This window comes from Campylobacter sp. RKI_CA19_01122, from assembly GCF_025771325.1.
GTDB lineage: Bacteria > Campylobacterota > Campylobacteria > Campylobacterales > Campylobacteraceae > Campylobacter_D > Campylobacter_D lari_D.
Genome location: NZ_JAKMPZ010000012.1, coordinates 1 through 20,653 on the forward strand (window position 1 = coordinate 1; position 20,653 = coordinate 20,653).

The 20,653-nt window shown below is 28.6% G+C and carries 23 protein-coding genes; 11 read left to right on the forward strand and 12 right to left on the reverse strand.

Going from position 1 to position 20,653, the window contains the following annotated elements:
• Nucleotides 1–188 precede the first annotated feature (188 nt).
• A complete protein-coding gene (locus L8U37_RS06930) occupies nt 189–641 on the forward strand; it encodes a DUF411 domain-containing protein (protein WP_263728897.1) in 453 nt (150 codons plus the stop codon).
• A gap of 10 nt (nt 642–651) precedes the next feature.
• Here L8U37_RS06930 and L8U37_RS06935 read toward each other — a convergent pair whose 3' ends face one another.
• Genes L8U37_RS06935 through exbB form a run of 3 tightly spaced genes read right to left on the reverse strand, consistent with a single transcriptional unit; the run spans nt 652 to nt 2,115 of the window.
• Nucleotides 652–1,305 (reverse strand): energy transducer TonB, encoded by a 654-nt coding sequence (locus L8U37_RS06935; protein WP_263728898.1) that lies wholly within the window; start codon nt 1,303–1,305, stop codon nt 652–654.
• Entirely contained in the window at nt 1,302–1,691 is a 390-nt protein-coding gene (gene exbD, locus L8U37_RS06940) for a TonB system transport protein ExbD (RefSeq protein ID WP_220567154.1), read from the reverse strand. Before exbD ends, L8U37_RS06935 begins: the two co-directional genes overlap by 4 nt.
• The gene (gene exbB / locus L8U37_RS06945; protein ID WP_133319846.1) at nt 1,684–2,115 is read right to left on the reverse strand and encodes a TonB-system energizer ExbB; all 432 of its coding nucleotides are present in this window, start codon (nt 2,113–2,115) and stop codon (nt 1,684–1,686) included. Before exbB ends, exbD begins: the two co-directional genes overlap by 8 nt.
• A gap of 157 nt (nt 2,116–2,272) precedes the next feature.
• On the opposite strand from exbB, the gene L8U37_RS06950 reads away from it, so the two are divergent.
• Nucleotides 2,273–4,366, forward strand: a complete 2,094-nt coding sequence (locus tag L8U37_RS06950) for a TonB-dependent receptor domain-containing protein (RefSeq protein WP_263728899.1) — start codon at nt 2,273–2,275, stop codon at nt 4,364–4,366.
• Here L8U37_RS06950 and L8U37_RS06955 read toward each other — a convergent pair.
• The gene (locus L8U37_RS06955) at nt 4,363–5,898 is read right to left on the reverse strand and encodes a DNA polymerase III subunit gamma/tau (RefSeq protein ID WP_263728900.1); all 1,536 of its coding nucleotides are present in this window, start codon (nt 5,896–5,898) and stop codon (nt 4,363–4,365) included. The genes L8U37_RS06950 and L8U37_RS06955 overlap by 4 nt on opposite strands.
• 2 nt (nt 5,899–5,900) lie before the next feature.
• Entirely contained in the window at nt 5,901–7,205 is a 1,305-nt protein-coding gene (gene rho / locus L8U37_RS06960; RefSeq protein ID WP_039617780.1) for a transcription termination factor Rho, read from the reverse strand.
• A 181-nt stretch (nt 7,206–7,386) separates the two neighbouring features.
• Here rho and L8U37_RS06965 point away from each other — a divergent pair, with 181 nt between their 5' ends.
• Nucleotides 7,387–9,732 carry a heavy metal translocating P-type ATPase gene (locus tag L8U37_RS06965; RefSeq protein ID WP_263728901.1) on the forward strand — a complete coding sequence of 782 codons (2,346 nt, stop codon included), beginning with the start codon at nt 7,387–7,389 and terminating at the stop codon, nt 9,730–9,732.
• Nucleotides 9,729–9,944, forward strand: coding sequence for a cbb3-type cytochrome oxidase assembly protein (locus tag L8U37_RS06970; RefSeq protein WP_220567158.1), 216 nt, complete (start codon nt 9,729–9,731; stop codon nt 9,942–9,944). The genes L8U37_RS06965 and L8U37_RS06970 overlap by 4 nt, the downstream gene beginning before the upstream one ends.
• An 11-nt stretch (nt 9,945–9,955) precedes the next feature.
• Here L8U37_RS06970 and L8U37_RS06975 read toward each other — a convergent pair whose 3' ends face one another.
• On the reverse strand, nt 9,956–10,261 hold the full coding sequence (locus L8U37_RS06975) for a c-type cytochrome (RefSeq protein WP_133319851.1): 306 nt from the start codon (nt 10,259–10,261) through the stop codon (nt 9,956–9,958).
• Nucleotides 10,262–10,382: 121 nt separating this feature from the next.
• Here L8U37_RS06975 and L8U37_RS06980 point away from each other — a divergent pair, with 121 nt between their 5' ends.
• Genes L8U37_RS06980 through gmhA form a run of 4 tightly spaced genes read left to right on the forward strand, consistent with a single transcriptional unit; the run spans nt 10,383 to nt 13,773 of the window.
• Entirely contained in the window at nt 10,383–10,907 is a 525-nt protein-coding gene (locus L8U37_RS06980) for a D-glycero-alpha-D-manno-heptose-1,7-bisphosphate 7-phosphatase (protein WP_393921569.1), read from the forward strand.
• Complete coding sequence (gene rfaD, locus L8U37_RS06985) at nt 10,904–11,857, forward strand: ADP-glyceromanno-heptose 6-epimerase (protein WP_263728903.1); 954 nt, start codon at nt 10,904–10,906, stop codon at nt 11,855–11,857. The genes L8U37_RS06980 and rfaD overlap by 4 nt, the downstream gene beginning before the upstream one ends.
• Nucleotides 11,850–13,223 (forward strand): D-glycero-beta-D-manno-heptose-7-phosphate kinase, encoded by a 1,374-nt coding sequence (rfaE1, locus tag L8U37_RS06990; protein WP_263728904.1) that lies wholly within the window; start codon nt 11,850–11,852, stop codon nt 13,221–13,223. The genes rfaD and rfaE1 overlap by 8 nt, the downstream gene beginning before the upstream one ends.
• The gene (gene gmhA / locus L8U37_RS06995) at nt 13,213–13,773 is read left to right on the forward strand and encodes a D-sedoheptulose 7-phosphate isomerase (RefSeq protein WP_220567162.1); all 561 of its coding nucleotides are present in this window, start codon (nt 13,213–13,215) and stop codon (nt 13,771–13,773) included. Before rfaE1 ends, gmhA begins: the two co-directional genes overlap by 11 nt.
• A 7-nt stretch (nt 13,774–13,780) precedes the next feature.
• Here gmhA and pyk read toward each other — a convergent pair whose 3' ends face one another.
• From pyk to L8U37_RS07025, 6 genes are all read right to left on the reverse strand, one after another.
• Nucleotides 13,781–15,232 (reverse strand): pyruvate kinase, encoded by a 1,452-nt coding sequence (gene pyk, locus L8U37_RS07000; protein ID WP_220567163.1) that lies wholly within the window; start codon nt 15,230–15,232, stop codon nt 13,781–13,783.
• Nucleotides 15,233–15,244: 12 nt separating this feature from the next.
• Nucleotides 15,245–16,591 (reverse strand): FAD-dependent oxidoreductase, encoded by a 1,347-nt coding sequence (locus tag L8U37_RS07005; RefSeq protein ID WP_263728905.1) that lies wholly within the window; start codon nt 16,589–16,591, stop codon nt 15,245–15,247.
• 110 nt (nt 16,592–16,701) lie between these two features.
• The gene (locus tag L8U37_RS07010; protein WP_133319858.1) at nt 16,702–17,325 is read right to left on the reverse strand and encodes a type III pantothenate kinase; all 624 of its coding nucleotides are present in this window, start codon (nt 17,323–17,325) and stop codon (nt 16,702–16,704) included.
• Complete coding sequence (locus L8U37_RS07015; protein ID WP_220567165.1) at nt 17,312–17,644, reverse strand: hypothetical protein; 333 nt, start codon at nt 17,642–17,644, stop codon at nt 17,312–17,314. The genes L8U37_RS07010 and L8U37_RS07015 overlap by 14 nt, the downstream gene beginning before the upstream one ends.
• 1 nt (nt 17,645) lies before the next feature.
• Nucleotides 17,646–18,641: a hypothetical protein gene (locus tag L8U37_RS07020; protein ID WP_133319860.1), complete on the reverse strand. Its 996-nt coding sequence runs from the start codon at nt 18,639–18,641 to the stop codon at nt 17,646–17,648.
• The gene (locus tag L8U37_RS07025) at nt 18,638–19,183 is read right to left on the reverse strand and encodes a hypothetical protein (RefSeq protein ID WP_263728906.1); all 546 of its coding nucleotides are present in this window, start codon (nt 19,181–19,183) and stop codon (nt 18,638–18,640) included. The genes L8U37_RS07020 and L8U37_RS07025 overlap by 4 nt, the downstream gene beginning before the upstream one ends.
• 146 nt (nt 19,184–19,329) lie before the next feature.
• On the opposite strand from L8U37_RS07025, the gene gatC reads away from it, so the two are divergent.
• Genes gatC through L8U37_RS07040 form a run of 3 tightly spaced genes read left to right on the forward strand, consistent with a single transcriptional unit; the run spans nt 19,330 to nt 20,653 of the window.
• On the forward strand, nt 19,330–19,617 hold the full coding sequence (gene gatC, locus L8U37_RS07030) for an Asp-tRNA(Asn)/Glu-tRNA(Gln) amidotransferase subunit GatC (RefSeq protein ID WP_133319862.1): 288 nt from the start codon (nt 19,330–19,332) through the stop codon (nt 19,615–19,617).
• A 21-nt stretch (nt 19,618–19,638) separates the two neighbouring features.
• The gene (locus L8U37_RS07035; RefSeq protein WP_133319863.1) at nt 19,639–20,208 is read left to right on the forward strand and encodes a CvpA family protein; all 570 of its coding nucleotides are present in this window, start codon (nt 19,639–19,641) and stop codon (nt 20,206–20,208) included.
• Complete coding sequence (locus tag L8U37_RS07040; RefSeq protein WP_043019516.1) at nt 20,198–20,653, forward strand: Fur family transcriptional regulator; 456 nt, start codon at nt 20,198–20,200, stop codon at nt 20,651–20,653. The genes L8U37_RS07035 and L8U37_RS07040 overlap by 11 nt, the downstream gene beginning before the upstream one ends.

A 20,653-nucleotide genomic window follows, 5' to 3' on the forward strand; every position in this document is an offset into this window, starting at 1 on the left:
TTACAAAATAAAAAGAAGGTTTTAGCATTTATTAAGTGGTAGAAAATCAGAAAAGTTATTTAGAAATTTTATTTAGTAGTAATACTTTAATTTAATATTTTTAATTAGCCATAGTTGATATTTTTGGTTTTTGATATAAAATATTAATTTTTATAATGTATTGTATCTTTTTTATTTTTGGAGGATATATGAAAAAATTATTTTTAACTTTAACGCTTAGTTTTACAAGCTTATTGGCTAATGAAAAAATATTAAATATTTACGAAAGTCCCACTTGTGGATGTTGCGATCTTTGGGCTAATTATATGAAAGATAAAGGCTATAAAGTACAAATACACAAAAGTGAAGATTTTTTAAAAATAAAAGAAAAAATGAATATTCAGCCTATGTATCAAAGCTGTCATACTGGCGTGATTGATGACTATGCTATAGAAGGGCATGTTCCTGAAGATGCAGTTGCTTGGCTTTTGGAAAATAAACCTGAGGATGTTATAGGTATTTCTGCTCCTGGTATGCCTCAAGGAAGTCCTGGAATGGAACAAGGTTATGAAGAAGAATATCCTGTAGTTTTGATGCTTAAAAATGGAGATTATAAAATTTATGGGATCTATAAAGGACATAATTTAATCAAGATAAACTAAGTAAAATTGCTTAGTTTATTTTGTATATTAAAGGTATTCTTATATGAAAAGTTTTTTCATATTGTGGAAAATTCTTAGATGCTATGCGTATAGTTTCTAAGGCACTATCATTTAATAGTTTATATTTTGATGGTTTTAATATTTTTAAGTTTAATAAGTTTTTATCCTTAGTCCATGTGAATTCTACTAAAATTTCACCACTCATCCGCATTTTTCGAGCTTGCCTAGGATAAATTAAAGCTTTATTTATAGCTTGCTTAACTTCTTTTAAAAGTTCATTGTTATTAGTTAAAGATATACTTTCTTGAGAATTTATCAGGATGTTTTTTTCTTGAGATGTTATTTTTTGAGATTTTATTTCCTCTTTTAATCGATTTGTTGCTTTAGTATCGGTTGAAGTATTTATTTTTTTAGGTTGAACGATAGGTTTTTCTTTTACTTGTTCTATTTTTTTTATTTTTTCTTGTTTAGATTGTTCATTTTTTACTTTAGGAGAATCTTGTAAAAATTGTTTTATAGCTATATTAAATTTTTCTTCCTTTGTAGTGTTATGTTGTATATGTAAAAAATTCTTAGTATAAAGAAAAACAAAAAGTAAAGGTAAAAAGATAAATAAAGTAATGAAAAATGATTGATTTTTATGATTACTTATAAAAGTCTTCATCTTTTTTGCTCTGTTAAAATTTGAAAATTTTCATGATTTTTATTTTTTAAAATATCAATAATTTTTACAAAGCTTTCAAATTTTGCCTCTTTATCGCTTTTTAACTCTACTAAGGTTTTAGAATTTATAGTGTCAAATTTTTCTTTTATTTCTTCTATGGAAACTGTTTTTCCATCGATATAAAATTTATTTTCTTTATCGATTAAGATGCTTATTTTGTCTTTATTTTCACTTATGGAATTTGAATTTTCACTTTGAGGTAGATTGATTTTGATTTCACCATGTGCGATAAAAGTGGATATACTTAAAACAATGGCTAGTAAAACAAGCATTATATCTATAAAAGGAATAATATTTAAACTTTCATTTTTTGGTAATTTAAGCATTTTTATCCTTAAAAATACGATATGCATTACTCAAAGTTGATATTTTTCTAAGCAATCCATTATAAGCCATCAAAGAAGGGATGGCAACTAAAATTCCCAAAGCAGTAGCCTTTAAAGCCAGCGATAAGCCAATAACAATAGATTTTACATCAATATTTCCACTTGCTCCCATGTCGTAAAATGTAATCATAATCCCTACTACAGTTCCTAAAAGTCCTACATAAGGAGCGTTAGTGTAAATAATATAAAGCATGGTGATATTTTCACTAATTGCATCATCAAATTTTTCTTGGCATTGATAATCATTTAGTTTAATTTTTCTAAAAAATAAGATGCGTTCTATAGTGCACCATATAGCAATAAATGCCATTAACCCTAAAACAATAAATATAATTAAGTCAATATAAGTTTTTAAAAATTCCATACATCCTCGCTTTAAAAATTTTTGTGATTATATTACTAAAAATTAAATTTTTTATTAATAACAATTATCATAATTGATACAATAAATTTATTTTAAATTAATAATTATTATCATAATATTCCAGTTTTGAAAATTTTATTTATCATGAAAGGAAATAATGAAAAAACATTGTTTATCATTTTGTGTCGCTAGTTTTTTGATCTGCAATGCTTTATCACAAGAAGTTTTATTAGATAGCTCCATAGTAAGTGCTTCGGGTTTTTCTCAAGATATCAAAGAAGCCCCTGCTACTATAAATGTGATTGGTAAAAAAGATTTAGAAAGTAAGCCTTATAGGGATGTTGCCGAAGCTATTGCTGATATTCCTGGTGTAGATTTATTTGCTAGTAAGGGAAAAACTGGATCTTATAATATCACCATGAGAGGTATTACAGGATACACTTTAATTTTAATCGATGGACGGCGACAAGGGATAGGTGGAGAAGTAGGACCTAATGGTTTTAATGAAATTTCAAATTCATTCTTACCACCAATTTCTAGTATAGAAAGAATAGAAGTAATAAAAGGGCCAATGAGCACTTTATATGGTTCTGAAGCTTTGGGTGGTGTTGTAAATATCATCACAAAACAAGTAAGTAACGAGTGGGAAACATCATTTAGTTTGGATAGTATTTTTAATGCACATAAAGAATGGGGTAATACTTATGGTACAAGTATATATTCAAGTGGCCCATTGATGAATGATCGTTTGGGACTTACTTTGCGTTTTAGAGAATTTTATAGAGAGCAATCTAATGTTGAATTTAGTAATGGGAGTGGTCAAAGAGTGCAAGGTGATCAAGCACAAAGTCCTACAAAAGCAAGTAATTTTAATTTAGGAACTAGATTAAATTACTTAATAGATGATTATAATACTTTGATATTTGATATTGATTTTTCAAGAAATCATTATGATAATAAAAAAGGCCAACTCGGTACATTAACAAAACCAACAGATAAAAATGATGGCTCTTTAACAGGTGGTTATACAGATACCATGCAAGTAGATAAGTTGGTAACTTATTTAAGTCATGAGGGAGTATATGATGATTTTTTAATTACTTCTACCTTGCAGTATAACCGTGTAAGTAACGATGGGCGTGAGGTAGTTGGCCAAGCAAATCAGCCATTTTTAGGGCAAAATAGAGATATAGTTGCTGAAGATATTATTGTAGATACAAAATCAGTTATTCCTTTAGGTCAAAGTCATATTTTAAGCGTGGGTGGTGAGTATAGACTTGAGAAAATGCAAGATAAAATTGCTAATCCTACTAATTTTGATCAATATTTATTAGCTTTTTTTGCAGAAGATGAATATAGTATAAGAGATGATTTAAGATTTACTTTTGGAGCAAGATATAATTATCATGAAATTTTTGGAAATAATATTTCACCAAGAGCTTATTTAGTTTATAATCCTACTAGTGAGCTTACTTTAAAAGGCGGTGTTTCAACAGGCTTTAGAACCCCATATGCTAATAGATTGATAGCTGGTGCTTATAATTATAGTGGACAAGGTAAATATCCTATGTATGGAAATCCGAATTTAAAAGAAGAAACATCGCTTAATTATGAATTAGCCGCTGTTTATAATAATGATTTGTTTTATATTTCAGCAACTGGCTTTTTAACAAATTTTAAAGATAAAATTTCTAGTCAAAAATTTAGTAAAGATAGTATGATTTTGGGTATTGGAAAATGTGAAGCTGATACATGTTATCAAGCGATTAATCATGGCAAGGTTGAATATAAGGGTATAGAGCTTGGAGCAGGGATTACCCCTATAGAACATTTAAATCTAGATTTAGCTTATACTTATCTTGATAGTGAAGTAAAAGATGCACAAGATAAGGCTGTGATAGGAAAGCCAGAGATTGATAGTTTAAAACACAACATCATGCTAAAAGCAAGTTATAATATCTTTAGCAAATTCACTCCATGGATAAAAGGCGAATGGCAAATAGATCGTTATATGGGTGATACAAATATTAATAGAGAGTATTATCAAGATGTCTTTTTAGCTTCTATGGGTGTGCGTTATGATATCAATAAAAAATGGAATATTAATGCGGCAATTTATAATCTTTTTGATAAAAGTTTTACAAATGATTGGGAGTCTTATAAAAACAAAGGTGAAGATACTTGGGTAAATACTTATAATCGCATAGAAGAAGGAAGAAGAATTTATATTTCAATCAACGGCAGTTTTTAATTTTGTATAGTTGGGGAGCCAAAGAGCTTATTGAGAGCTTCTTTGGTTTCTTCTTTAGGATCGTATTTTTTAGCATCTTTTTTAAAATTTTCAAAATGTTCATTTAAATTCGGAGTACTTTTTATTTCTTGTTTTATAGGAGTTTTGAATATATCTTGTAATTTTTGGGTATCTATAGTTTCTATTTTTTGAATTTTAATTTGTGTTTTTTCTCCAAAAAGCTCATGAAGCAAGACTTTGATTAATTTAAAGCCATTGTTTAGGGTTTTTCTATCATCATCTTTAGCATGTGAGCTAATACTTAAAATATCATCTTCAAAAGAAATAAACTGCGTAGTTTTTTTGAAAACTTCAGCTAAATCATAATCTCTTTTGTAAATAGCTTTTAACAAACTTTCATAAGGATTAAGTTCTTCTTCTTTAATTGTTTGTGTAGAAAGAATTTCTTGTTGTTTTGGGCTTGGTGTGTTATCTTGTTTTGGGCTTTTACTGTAAATAGCCTCATCAATACTTTTTAGATAAGTTGCTTCTATAAGCATGAAAGCCATAACACAAAGTACAAAACTATCATCATCGCTAGAATTTAACATAGTCTTAGCACGCGAAAGAATTCTAAAAAATCTTTCGTAAATTAACATAGAAAAAAGATTGTTTTTAGCAAAAAATGCTTCTTTTAAAAAAAATATCATCTCATCGATGACATTGCTTGCCTCGTAATCTTCAAATTCTTTTAAAAACTCAAGAACTTTATCTTTATCGCTAGCTAAAATGGCTTGATAAAATTCTTCAATTTTAGATGGATCTAAAAAGCCTAGCATCGCAGTAATTTTTTGTGTTTGTATATGATTTTGACAATATACTATGGCTTGATCTAATAAAGTTAGAGTATCTCTTAAAGATCCGTTTCCACTTCTTGCTATGAGTTTTAAAGCTTCTTTTTCATAATTGATATTTTCTTTTTCTAAAATCCACTCAAGATGATTTAAGATATCGTGAATAGAAATTTGCTTAAATCTAAAATGCTGCGTTCTTGAAAGAACCGTAGCAGGAAGTTTCAAAGGGTCAGTTGTTGCTAGTATAAATTTTACATAGCTTGGTGGTTCTTCCAAGGTTTTAAGCAAGGCATTTGCTGCTTGTGGGGTAAGCATATGCACTTCATCGATAATAAAAATTTTAAACCTAGCTAAAGATGGAGCGTATTTAACTTGCTCGATAAGCTCTTGAATGTCTTCTAAGCTTCTATGGCTTGCAGCATCCATTTCTATAATGTCTATATTAGAGCCACTGAGTGAAGATAAGCATTGAGAACATTCTCCACAAGGGTTAGCATTTGGTCCTTTTTCACATACTAGGGCTCTTGAAAAAATTCTTGCACTTGAAGTTTTTCCACTTCCGCGTAATCCTGAAAATAAATAAGCATGTGCTAAGCGATTATTTTCAAGAGCATATTTTAAGCTTGTAGAAACAGTATTTTGCCCTACAAGCTCATTGAAATTTTTTGGTCTGTATTTAACAGCAAGAGCTTGGAGCATTACTACTCATTCATGATGGATAACAACTCTTCATTGCTTTTGGTTTTTAGCATTTTAGAGTATAAGAATTTTAAAGCTTCTATATCATCCATTTGTGAAATAGCTGATCTAATTGCCCAAATTTTTTGAAGTTTTTCAACACCTTGGAGTAATTCTTCTTTTCTAGTGCCTGATTTTATGATGTTAATTGCAGGGTAAATTCTTCTGTCTGAAATATTTCTATCAAGAACGATTTCGCTATTTCCTGTTCCTTTAAATTCTTCAAAAATCACTTCATCCATTCTTGAGCCTGTTTCTATCAAAGCAGTTGCTATGATGGTTAATGAGCCACCATGTTCTATATTTCTAGCTGCACCAAAAAAGCGCTTTGGCTTATGCAAGGCATTTGCATCAACCCCGCCACTTAAAACTTTACCACTGCTTGGTGTGGCAGTATTATAAGCTCTTGCTAATCTTGTAATAGAATCAAGTAATATAATGACATCTTTACCTGTTTCTACCATCCTTTTTGCTTTTTCTATAACAAGTTCAGCCACTCTAACATGATTATAGGCAGGTAAGTCAAAAGTAGAGCTAAAAACCTCGCCTTTAACACATCTTTGCATATCTGTAACTTCTTCAGGACGCTCATCTACTAAAAGTACAATCAAATGAGCCTCCGGATGATTTTTAGCAATAGCGGTAGCTAGTTCTTTCATTAACTCAGTTTTACCAGTTCTTGGAGGTGCTACTATTAAGCTTCTTTGACCTTTTCCTATAGGGGCAAACAGATCAAGCATTCTGCCTGTTAATTTTAAAGGATCATATTCTAATTTGATTTTTTCAGTTGGAAAAATTGGAGTAAGATTGTCAAATAAAGGTCTTTCTCTAGCTTCTTTTAATGGAAGATAGTTGATTGCTTCAATTTTTAATAAAGCATAGTATTTTTCTTGATCTTTTGGCTCTCTAACTTGACCAGTAACTATATCTCCTACACGCAGAGCAAATTTGCGAATTTGTGAGTTTGATACATAAGCATCATTTACACTATCGCTTAAATTTGAGTCCATTCCACGTAAGAATCCATAACCTTCAGGCGAAATTTCTAAAATTCCTGTAAAGAGTATAAAGCCACCTTTTTTGGTTTGTGCTTTTAGAATTTCAAAAATAAGATCTTGTCTTCTAAATTCTCTTGGATTTTCTATTTCTGCTTCATTTGCTATTTTTACTAAGCTTTCTAAATCAAGCAACTTTAAATCTTCTATTTTATAACCTTCAACAGGAATGTGTGTTCTTTGGTGTTGTTTCTTTTCTTTTGTATTTTCCATATATCCTCATAAAATGTAGAAAATGTAGTTTTTGTTTTAGTTTATTCAAAAAAGATTTTATTAAAAAAAATACTTTTTTGTCAAATTTTGGAAATTATAATATAGCTTTGTAAATAATTTTTAAAATTGAAAGTTTGAAAAAATGATAAAATATTGTAAAAACTTATAAAGAAAGTATAAAATGAGATGTAAGCATTGCCAATTAAGCTTTAAACAAGAACAAATGATAGAAAAAAATGGAAATTATTTTTGTTGTAAAGGCTGTGAAAGTGTATATGAAATTTTACAAGAGAATAATTTGGAGGAATTTTATGAAAAACTTGGTAATCAAACTTTAACCCCAATAACAATAGAATATAGTATTAAAGACTATGAAAAATACATACAAAAAACAAAAGAAGGCTTTAGTGAGGTTTTTTTACTGATAGAAGAAATTCATTGTGCGGCCTGTGTTTGGCTTAATGAAAAAATTCTCATTAAAAGCGAAGGAGTGATAGAAGTTGATATTAATTCTATTACCCATAAAGCTAGAATTGTTTTTGATGAAAAAAGTATTAATCTAGTAAAAATTATCCAAAATATAGAAAGCATAGGCTATAAAGCTAGTGTGTATTTACCTACAAAAAATGAACAAAGAGCAACTCAAACCAAAAGAGATTTTTATGCGAAATTAATAGTTGCTATAGCTTGCGTAATGAATATCATGTGGATATCTGTAGCTAAATATGCTGGGTTTTTTAGTGGTATGGAAGCTGATATTAAAGATATTTTACATTTTGCTGAATTTTTACTTTGTACTCCTGTACTTTTTTACACAGGCTCGATTTTTTATAAAAATGCCTATTATGCTTTGAAATTTAAAAATGTTAATATGGATACTCTAGTAATTAGTGGAGCAAGTTTAGCTTATATATATTCAGTGTGGGCAATGTTTTCAAGAGCTTCACAGGTATATTTTGACTCTGTGGCGATGATTATTTGTTTTGTTTTTATAGGAAAGTATTTAGAGCTTTTAAGTAAGAAAAAAGCCCTTGATACGCTCGATCATTTGAGATCATTTTTAGGTAATGAAGTAAGGGTATTAAAAAATGATAAAATAGAAAATATTGATGTAGAAGAGGTGCAAATAGGAGATATTATAGAGTTAAAAGAAGGCGATAGGGTTTTAATAGATGGAGTGTGTATTAGCGGTAATATTAGTTTAGATATGTCTAGTTTAAACGGAGAGAGCTTACCACTTGATGTGCAAAAAGATGATATGATTTATTCTGCTTCTTTAGTTTTAAGCGGGAATGCTTTATATAAAGCAAACACACTTTATAAGGATTCTAAATTAGCTAGGATTATTAATTTACTTGAAAACTCCAGTTCAAAAAAAGCCAAAATAGAAAAAATGGTACAACAGGTGAGTAAGTATTTTTCGCCTATTATTTTAATTTGTGCTTTGTTGTGCTTTGTTTTTACTTTTTTTGTACTAAATTTAGGTTTTGAAGAAGCCATGATACGCATGGTTTCTGTACTAATCATAGCTTGTCCATGCGCTTTGGCTTTAGCTACGCCGGTGAGTTCTTTAGTAGCAATTAGTGCTGGTTTGAAGGAAAAAATTTTATTTAAAGAAGCAGGTGTTGTGGAAGATTTGAGTAAGTGCAATGTGACTGTATTTGATAAAACAGGGGTTTTAACAAAGGCTAGTTTAGAAGTTAAAAAAAGCTTTTTAGATGAAAGGTTGGATAAAAATGAATTATTAAATTTCTTACATTTAACTAACCACCCAGTGGCTAAAAGTATTTTAAAATTTTTAGATAGAAAAATAGATAGTAGAATAGAATTTGAAAAAGTTCAAAATTTTCAAGCAAGAGGCTATAAAGCCTTTTTAGGCAAAGATGAATTTTTGGGAGGGAATGAGAAATTTTTTAAAGAAAATCATATACAAGTGCAAGAATTTCAAACTACGCATTTTATATTTGCTAAAAATAAAACTATATTAGCAGTTTTTGAATTAGAAGATAGTATGAGAGAAAGCTCTGAAGAGTTGATTGAATTTATGAAAGAATGTAAAATGCAAATTTATATATTAAGTGGCGATAATTTAAATGCTGTAAGTAAGGTGGCTGAAAAATTAAAAATAAATAATTTCAAAGCTTCATGTATGCCAGAAGATAAGATGCAAACAATAGCTAGGTTAAATCAAATAGGTAAAGTTTTAATGGTAGGAGATGGAGTAAATGATGCTTTAGCACTTTCTTATGCAGGTGTTGGAGTTTCTTTAAAAGAAGGTTCTGAGCTTGCTATGGAAAATAGTGATATTATATTGTTAAAAAACGACTTAAAAAGCTTGCAAAAGGCTATACAAATAGCTAAAAAAACTTATCAAATTATTAAACAAAATTTAGCTTTTTCTTTATTTTATAATGCCTTGAGCATGCCTTTAGCTTTTTTTGGTTTGATTAATCCTTTAATTGCAGCTTTATCGATGTCTTTTAGTAGTATAATAGTGATTTTAAATGCTTTAAGGATTAAAAAATGAATGGTGTTTTAATGATGATGATAGGTGTTTCTATGGTTGCTTTATTTTTGGCAATTTGTGCTTTACTTTGGGGGATCAAAAATAAGCAATTTGACGATGATTATAAATTTACTATTTTAAATGATAGCGAAGAAGCTTTAAATGATGCAGTAATTTTGGAAAAAAGAAAAAAAGAAGCTTTGGAAAAGAAAAATCAAGAAAAACAGCCATAAAGGCTGTCAAATTATTTTTTTAAACTCTCGATGTATTCCTCAATTGCTTTAAAATCTGCTTCTGTTAAACCTTTAAGGTTAATCTTCATGATTGCACCTTGGCCATAAGCATTTCTTTTACCTGCTGCATAATCTTTCATGTATTGTAATCTTTCAGCTGCAGTTAAAGTATTTAAAGCAGGAACTTTGTTAAGATAAACTTTATCTGCTTTAGCACCATGACATACTGCACATTTTTTATAAAGTGTAGCACCATCCGCAGCAAAAGCTGAAACACTAAGACATGCCAAAGCTGATAAAACAAGTAGCTTTTTCATTGTATCACTCCTATATAAATTGAAAATAAAATGTTTTTAATTATATGCTTTTTTTATTTAAAGTCGCTTAAAAAACTTTTTTACTTGATAAATTATAAAATCTTAAAAAAAATTCATTATAATTTTTTTTATGAAAACAAAGGCGTTATTTTTAGATAGAGATGGAATTATAAATATAGATAAAAAATATGTTCATAAGATTAGTGATTTTGAATTTTGTGATGGTATTTTTGAACTTTGTGATTTTTTTCAAAAGCAAAATTTTTTAATTTTTATAGCTACTAATCAATCAGGTATTGCAAGGGCTTATTATAATGAAAAAGATTTTGAAATTTTAAGCTCGTATATGCTAGGTGAATTTTTAAAAAAAGGCATTAAAATAGAAAAAATTTATCACTGCCCTCATTTAGAAAATTGTGAATGCCGTAAGCCAAAACCCGGCATGCTTTTAAAAGCACAAAAAGAATTTAATATAGATTTTTCACAATCTTTTTTTATAGGAGATAATTTAAGCGACATGCAAGCTGGAATTAATGCTGGTATAAAAAATCTATTTTTGATTAATGAAAATTATAATGATGGTAAAAATTATAAGGTCTTTAAAAATTTAAAAGAACTTTTGTATTATTTAAAGGATAGGAAATGAAAATTGTGATAACAGGTGGAGCAGGTTTTATAGGCTCTGCTCTTGCTCTAGAACTTCAGGATAAACATGAGGTTTTGATTGTGGATAAAATGCGATCAAGTGCTACTTTTGAAAATGGAAATTTAGAAAGTTTTGGTCATTTTAAGAATATTTTAGATTTTGAAGGTGAGCTTTATGTGGGCGATATTAATGATGAAAAAACTTTAAAAGTTATAAAAGCTTTTAAACCTGATGTGATCTTTCATAAGGCTGCAATTTCAGATACAACTGTTTATGATCAAAACAAAGTTTTAAAGACCAATTTAAACACTTTTAAAGATTTTATAGAACTTGCTTTGGAGCTTAATGCAAAACTAATCTATGCAAGTTCAGCCTCAGTTTATGGAGATGCTCCAAGCCCGCAAACTGTAAATTTAAGTGAAGCCCCTAAAAACCCTTATGCATTTTCAAAATTAATGATGGATAAATTAGCAAAAAAATATTTTGATAAAATGCATATAGTTGGGCTTAGATATTTTAATGTATATGGCAAGGGAGAATTTTTTAAAAATAGCACTGCTTCTATGATTTTGCAATTTGGACATCAAATTTTAGCGGGTAAAAGTCCGCGTTTGTTTGAAGGAAGTGATCAAATTTATCGTGATTTTGTGTATATTAAAGATGTTGTGAGTGCAAATTTACAAGCTTTAGAAGCAAAAAGTGGAATTTATAATGTAGCTACAGGTAAAGCAAGAACTTTTCAAGATATAGTAGATATTTTGCAAAAAGAATTAAACACTAATTATCCTTGTGAGTATATTCCTAATCCTTACAAAAATGCTTATCAATTCCATACTCAAGCAAAATTAGATGAGAGTTTTTCATATAAAGCTAAATTTAGTCTTGAAGAGGGAGTAAAAGATTATTTAGATGAAATTAAAAGGCTTTATGAAAAGGAAGTAAATGCTTGATTTTTTAAGTTCTAAAAAGCCAAAAATTTTAGTTGTTGGGGATTTTATGGTGGATCATTATATATGGTGTGATTGTACTAGAATTTCCCCAGAAGCTCCTGTAATGGTGATGAAATCACAAAAAGAAGATAAAAGACTAGGTGGAGCTGGTAATGTGTATGCAAATTTAAAAAGTCTTGGCGCTGAGGTTTTTGCTCTAGGACTTGTGGGTGATGATGAGAGCGGGAGGTTTTTAAAAGAGAATTTAAATGCAAAATTATTAGTAGAAAAGGATAGAAAAACTCCTCTTAAGAGTAGGATTTTATCACATTCTCAGCAAGTTTTAAGATTTGATGATGAGAATGATTTTAACACTAAATTAGAAGATGAAATTATTCAAGAGTATAAAAAAATCGCAAAAGATTATGATGCAATTATTTTGAGTGATTATGCTAAAGGAGTTTTAACTTCAAAAGTAACAAAAGTTTTGATAGAGCATGCAAATACTTTAAATTTACCTATTTTGATTGATCCAAAAGGAAGCGATTTTAGCAAATATCAAAATGCAACCTTGTTAACTCCAAATAAAAAAGAAGCTATTCAAGCTTTAGGTGTAGAAAAAATTGATAATTTGGAAAAAGCTTTAAAAAAATTAAAAGATGATTTAAATTTAGCTTATTCTATTATAACTTTATCCGAAGAAGGAATAGCACTTTTTGATGAGAAATTACATATTATTCCCGCAAAAGCTTTGGAAGTTTATGATGTAACAGGAGCTGGAGATAGTGTTATAGCTATGCTTGCTTATGCTTTAGCCTTAAAAGTTGATATCGTAAAAGCATGTGAGTTAGCAAATGATGCAGCAGCTGTTGTGGTAGCAAAAGTAGGAAGTGTGAGTGTAAGTTTAGAAGAGATTAAAAATCTAAAAAAAGCTTCTTTTGAAGATAAAATTAAAAGCAAAGAAGAGCTTGCGAAGTTGATACAAAATCAAAAAGTAGTTTTTACCAATGGATGTTTTGATATTATGCATTATGGTCATATAAAATACCTTGAAAAAGCTAAAAAACTAGGAGATATCTTAGTTGTAGGTTTAAATTCAGATGAAAGTGTAAAAAGACTAAAAGGAAACTCAAGACCTATAAATTTAGAATTCCAACGCGCATGTATGCTTGCGAGTATGTATTTTGTAGATTATGTAGTGATTTTTAATGAAGATACTCCTTATGAACTGATAGAGTTTTTAAAGCCTGATGTACTAGTTAAAGGAGCTGATTATAAAGGCAAAGAATTAGTGGGTTCAAATTTAGTAAAAAAAGTAGAATTAATTGACTTTGAAGATGGATTTAGTACTACTAATATAATTAATAGGATTGCAAATGATAAATAAAATTGAAAAGGAATTTATTCAACATCAAAAAACTTTAGAGCAAAGTTTGAATTTAAAAGAGCAAATTGTTGCAGTTGCTCAAGAATTAAAAGTGTGCTTGAAAAGTGGTGGGAAAATTTTAATTTGTGGAAATGGTGGAAGCGCTGCAGATAGCCAACATTTTGCAGCTGAACTTAGTGGAAGATATAAAAAAGAAAGAAAGGCTTTAGCTGCTATTGCTCTAAGCACTGATACTTCTGCTTTAAGTGCTATAGGAAATGACTATGGTTTTGAATTTGTTTTTTCAAGACAAGTTGAAGCTTTAGCTAGCAATAATGATGTATTGATTGGAATTTCTACTAGTGGAAAAAGCCCAAATGTGATCAAAGCTTTTGAAAAGGCCAAAGAAATTGGCACTAAATGTATAGGGCTTAGTGGAAAAGGTGGTGGAACGATGAATGTATTATGTGAGCATAATATAGTCATTCCAAGCGATGATACGGCTAGAATTCAAGAAATGCATATTTTAATCATACACTGCTTGTGTGATCTAATAGAAGAAGAATATTAAGTTTGGGTTATTTTCCCAAACTTAAATAATATTCAATTTGATCTTTTTGTAAAATTCTAATTAAATTTGTACTTCCTGCAACACCTACTGGAAATCCTGCAGTAAGGGTATAAACCCCATCTTTTTGCATAAGACCTTTTTCAACTCCAAGTTTTACAGAATTACTTAAAAGCTCTGTTAAATTTTCATGTTTTTCTATCAATATAGCAGGTTGAACTCCCCAGACTATACTTAAAAAATTTAAAGCTTTTTTGGAATGAGTAATAGCTATGATATCCATTTTTGGACGATACCTTGCTGTTTTAACCGCAGAAGCACCACTGCTTGTAATGGTAAAAATTGCATTTGCATTTAAATCAGTAGCTAGTTGTGTGCTTGATTTGGCAATGATATCAGTTTCGTTAAAACATTTAAAATTTTCAAATTTTTCATAAGGATAGTTTTTTTCTGTTTCTATAATGGTTTGAGTCATAATATCAACCGCATTTGCCGGATCAATCCCCACTGCACTTTCTTCGCTAAGCATAACCGCATCAGTGCCATCAAGTACAGCATTAGCAACATCTGAAATTTCAGCTCTTGTGGCAGTTTTGGATTTTGCAAGCGAAAAAAGCATTTGAGTGGCAGTGATTACAGGTTTATTGGCTTCATTAGCTTTTTTAATGATGAGTTTTTGTATATTTGGCACTCTATAATAAGGCACTTCAATGCCTAAATCTCCTCTTGCTACCATTATACCATCGCTGCTATTTATAATTTCATCGATATTTTCAACAGCATCAAATTTTTCTATTTTTGCAAAAATAGCAATTTTGGCATTATTTTCATCAAGTATTTTTTTAACTTCATCAATATCATGAGCATTTTGCACAAAAGATATAGCTAAAAAATCAACATCGTTTTTAATGCCCCATGCAAGATCGTCTTTATCTTTTTGAGTTATAACATCGATATTGATTTTTGTATTTGGAAAATTAATTCCTTTATTTGAACTAAGCACCCCGTTATTTTCTACTTGGGTTTGGATAAAATCTTTTTCAACTTGTATAACTTTAGTTTTAATAGAGCCATCACAAAGATAGATGTATTCTCCCACTTTTAGCATAGAAAGAATTTCAGGATGATTAATACAGACTTTATAATGTTCATTAGAAAGTTTTTCGCCTTCAAAAGTATCTTTGTAGAAGTCTAGTCTATCTCCACTTTTTAACTCAAAAGCTTCTGGAATTTTTAAGGTTCTAATTTTTGGCCCGCTAATATCTTGTAAAATTCCAATCCTTGCATTAAGTTCAGCTGCTACTTTTCTAATGGTGGCTAGATTTTGACTATGATATTCATGAGTTCCATGTGAGAAATTTAAGCGAAAAACATTCACTCCATTAATAATCATTTGTCTTATTGTAGTTTCATTTTCACTTGCTGGCCCAATTGTTGCGACTATTTTTGTTTTTTTTAACATTTCCTATCCTTTTTATAGCAGTTCGCTAGTAAATAAATCTTCATTAAAATTAGCACCCAAGTATTGACAAATAAGTTTTGCATCTCTATAACCATTACCAAGACAACTCGTAGCACCTGGGCTTGGTGTCATATTAAAAATTATACCCGGAATTTCAGTGATGCTAGCCTCTCCAAGCATTAATTCTCCTGCTTTTTTATCAAGCACTTGAGGTCGCACTCCTCCAAAATTTTTAGCATAGTAAATATCATCTGTTTTTAAACTAGGAACTATTTTTTTAGCATCTTTTACAAAAAGTTTTTTGTTGATATAAGGAATTTCAAATAAATAATTATAAAGAATATAATTTCTAATAGTAGAATCTTTAAAAAGATTAAAACAAATTTTAATTACATTCATATCAAGATTAAGTGTTTTAAAAAATTCAGGTAAAGATTTAAAGCCATGGTATCTTTCTAGCATAGGAATAACTAAAGCAGTAGGACCAAAACGGGTGTTCATGTTAGCTAGTAAATCAGGATCGCCATGTAATGCAGCAAATGGGAGTTTTGGATTTTGCACCATATAAACCTTACCATTTAAAATTTTTCTTTTTGCCATGTAAAAACTTCCTGCAACAGGAAAGCAAGATTTGTCTAAACCTATACCCATTTTATGTGCTAAAAATAACGAGTGTGCGCCTGCATTGACAATAATAGATTTCGCGCTATATTCTTTAAAATCTCTTGTTTTTATATAAAAAATATCATCTTTTTTTTCTATAAACACAACTTCTTGATTGTAAGCAACATGAGTATCTTTACCTTGTTTGCAAGCTTGCTCTATGAGATTTTGACTCATAAGTCCAAAATCTACTGTGGTATAAATTTCACCTTCTTCTACACCCATAGCTACTATATTATCCGCCCTATCATTGACACCATCTTCACCTAAAACAACATTTGGTTCTATTTGTTTGATTTCATTTTTTGTGTAAAATTTAATATAAGGATATAATTCTTTAAATTCTTCATATCTATTTTTCATATATTCACATTCTTTTTCCCCAACTGCAAGTGCAAGTTTTTGGTGTGAATACATGAATTTATTTTGTGCTTTTTGCAAGAGCCCATATTTTACAATCATATCTGCTGTTTTTTTAACTTTTTTTGCTTTTTCCAAGGTATAGTTAGTTTCTATATCACCGCAGTGGATGGTTTGTGAATTACTTGTGCTGTGACTATTTAATGTTGCAGCGTTATTGTATTTTTCTAATAATGCAATACTTTTAATATCAGTATATCTTGCTAATTCGTAAAATGCTGCAGCACCAGAAATCCCACCGCCAATCACCACGGCATCAAAGTGTTTTCGATCCATTATCATCAATTCCTTTTGTGTATGTTTGATTTTGCTAATAATATCAAAATATAGTTGTTTTGAGTTTAAATAAAGCTTATAATTGAAAAGCCAAAGATATGGTTAATCTTTTAAAGTATAAAATTTTCACAAACAGCTTTTTTCATACCTCTAAAAATCAAAAATTTATCATAAATTGCATAATCAAAAAAATTTGCAAGAAATTGCCCATCGCCACCTGTAAAATATAACTTTTTATCATATGCACTATCTTTTATAAGTAAATATATACTTTTAAAAACTCCATAACTTAAGGCATCAATAGTTCTTTGGGGAAAGGCATCAAAGTTTATTTGAGTGTTAAGTTCGTGTTTTAAGCGAGAAGAAATACTAGCAAAAGATTTTTTGTAGCTTTCAATACCAGGCAGGATAAATCCTCCAAGATGGATTGAATTTGAAACAATATCCACAGTTATTGCAGAGCCAGCATCAACTACTACCCCATCTTCTATGGTATAGCAAGCTGCTATTCTATCAACTCCTAAATTCTTATAAATAGTATCAAAATTAAAATATGGAGCAAGGTTAATAAATAAAGGATTTTGCTTTAATCTTTGCTCTAAATTTGGATTAACATTGATGTAAAACACTTTTTGTGTCGGCTCATACTGTAAAAATTGTTCTATGCTCATAGAATGAAATTTTTGCTCATTTAAAAAACTTGCAGTTGTATTACCAATATCACACAAAAGCATAACTTTGAATTCCTTTGGTGAATAAATATTCTTTTGCTTTTGAGCAAATTAGAGACTGATGAAAAATAAAATGATTTTTAAATTTTAAATTTAAAATTTGACTTATGTTTTGAAAAATATTTTCAAATTCTAAACCATCTTTTTTTAAAATCTTACTTTTTGCAAAAGAAAATAAAAATAAACAATATTGTTTTTTTGTATTTTCTCCATAAAAGCAAATTAGTTTTTTCTTTTTGCTAAAAGCATGGATATCCAAAGAATTAATATTTTTTAAAATAATTCCATGTTTAATAAGAATATCGCTTAGTTCTTGATTCATTTTAATTTAATTGTAAAACTTTATTGTGATAGAAAAATTTACCATTAGCCATAAAACTTTTTTTATCAATAGCTTCATTTAATTTATATACGGTAAAATCTTTCAGATTTGTATTTAATTTAATTAAATAGCCAGTTTTTTCAAATATATACAAAGAATCATTATATAATGTGCTTTTGGAAAATAAAGCAAATTGAAATTTTATTTCATCAATTTTTCTAAGATTATAATCATTTTTGATAACTCTTCCATCTTTTGTTAATATAAAAATTTCTTTATCATTAATATTTACCTCTTTAATGTTTTCGTTTAAGTATAAAGTTCTATTTGGTGTTACAACGATGATTTTTTGTGCTGTTGCGGCAACCATTGTATCGTTTTTAACATGAAGATAGATGATATTGTTAAAAAATTCTTCACTACTTACTAAAATTTCTTTACTAACTTTTAGTGTACTTTTGTTAAGTATGGCTAATTTTCCATTAAGCATAGGGTATATGATAATGGTATTTAAAAAATAAGGATTAGCATAGCGACTATCTTGAGCATAAGCAGTGCCTAAATTTTGTAGCATTCTTATACCAAGATTTTTATTAGCATACACTAAAGTATTACTTGCTAAAATCAAAGCTATATCATCCCCGTCTACATTAGCACTTACTACACTTTCGTTAAATTTATGAGAAAATAATTCTTCACCTTGTAAATTTAAAATTTTAAAATTCCCATCATTATCGGCTATAAGAATTTCTTCTTGACGGATATTTAAAATATTATAGTTTTTATCTATTTTTAAAGCAGTAATATTTCCTTTATTGTCTATGAAAGTATTATTATTTAACTGAGCAATGTTGTTGTTAAAATTAACTATTTTTCCATTAATATTTTTAGAATTATAAGGAAGTTGTTCTAATTGTGTTGGTTGATAGTATTCCCTTTTAGTGCCACAAGCACTAAAAAATATTAAAGTAATAATAAATAAATAAAAATGCTTCATTTTGTTCCTTGATAGTGTTTTAAGCTTGTGATGATTTGCCATAAAGGAGAATTTATAGGTATTTTATTAAATTCAACATCTGCGTTTTTAAAATCATTTTGTTTTAAAAATTCAAAACCTATTAATAGAGTATTATAATCTTTTAGAAAATCTGATTTTTGATTATTTTGGGCAAGCACTATTTGTTTTAACAAAGGATCTATATTAAGACTCAAGGTTTGATTAAGATCTTGATTATTTTGACCCATAATATATATGGTGTATAAATTTGCATTTTTTTGCTTTAATTCCTCAATTAATTTTTGATCTGAAGGATTTTTTAACAGATTATTAAAAATGATATTACTTTCTTGGATATTTTTTTCTTGTTTTATATTATAAATATAACTTCCACTAAAATAAAGAACTAAAAGAGTAATAAGAGCAATAAAATAATATTTGTATTTTCTTATAAAGCGTTCTGATTTGATAAAATTTTCCATCATTTGCTCTTGAGAGCTTAATTCTTCTTTTACTGCTTTCAAATTTTCTTTTAAAGCCATATTTTTCCTTTATTAATATAAAAAATGTTATTTTGTAATTTTAAAGTCTATAATTGTAACATATAAAAATGAAAAAATAAATTATTTTATGTTATAATTTTCAATCTAAACCAAAGAGTTTTATAAAATTAAAATTAAGGTAAATGATGCAAATTGATGATAAATTATTAACTAAACTTGAAAAGCTAAGTGCTCTAAAAATAGCAGATGAAAAAAGACAAGAATTAGAAGAACAATTAAGTCAAATTGTTAATTTTGTAGAAAAATTAGATGAATTAAAACTTGATGATATAGAAGCCATGACTAGCACAACAAATGGTGGAACCTTATTGAGAAATGATGAGAGTAAAAAATCTGATGTGATAGATACGATAAGTAAGCATGCTCCAAATTCTCAAGATGGATTTTTTATAGTCCCTAAAATAATTGAATAAAATATTTGGAGTTTAGCGTAGATGGAAAATTTTTCGTGGTTTGATGTTTTTGTTTTAGGTTTGACTGTAATTTTAGGCTTAAAAGGCTTGGTAAGTGGCTTATTTAAAGAAATTTTTGGTTTATTGGGTATAGTTGGTGGGGTTTTACTTGCTTCAAGATATGCTAAAGAGGTAGCAGAGATTATCAATAATAATTTTTATGCAATTGAAAATGAAAATCTTGCTATTTTTGCAGGTTTTTTAGTTTTGTTAATCGTGATATGGATAGCATGTATGGCCTTGGGAAATATATTATCAAAAATGTTTAGCATGAGTGGTCTTGGTTTTATAGATCGTATAGGTGGATTTTTATTTGGAAGTGCTAAAATATTTTTAATTTTTGCAATTTTAGTTGCTTGTATTAATAATATAGAATTTTTAAATTCAAGTTTAGAAAAATATGCAAACAATAGTCATACTTTAAATTTACTTAGAAAAACAGGTGAATTTATAATGAATACTGATTTTACTCAAAATAGTTTAGAAAAAATAGAAGAAAGAATTAAAGATTCTAATATAAGTCTAAATTCGGAGGTAAATAATGCAAATTGAAAATATAGAATATGATGTTTTACTTGAGCGCTTTAAGAAGACACTTAAGGATAATGGCTTAAAATATACCAAACAAAGAGAAGTGCTTTTGAAAACTTTATATAATAGTGATATGCATTATACCCCAGAAAGTTTGTATGTGGAAATCAAGCAAAAAAATCCTGAATTAAATGTAGGAATTGCTACAGTTTATAGAACTTTAAATTTATTAGAAGAATCGGGCATGGCTACTTCTATATCTTTTGGAGCTTCAGGGAAGAAATTTGAACTTGCAAATAAACCTCATCATGATCATTTAATTTGTAAAAGTTGTGGAGAAATAGTTGAATTTGAAAATTCTATTATTGAGCAGCAACAAATGTTAATAGCAAAAGAATATAATTTTAAATTAACAGGGCATTTAATGCAACTTTATGGGTTATGTCCGCAATGTAGTAAAAAATAA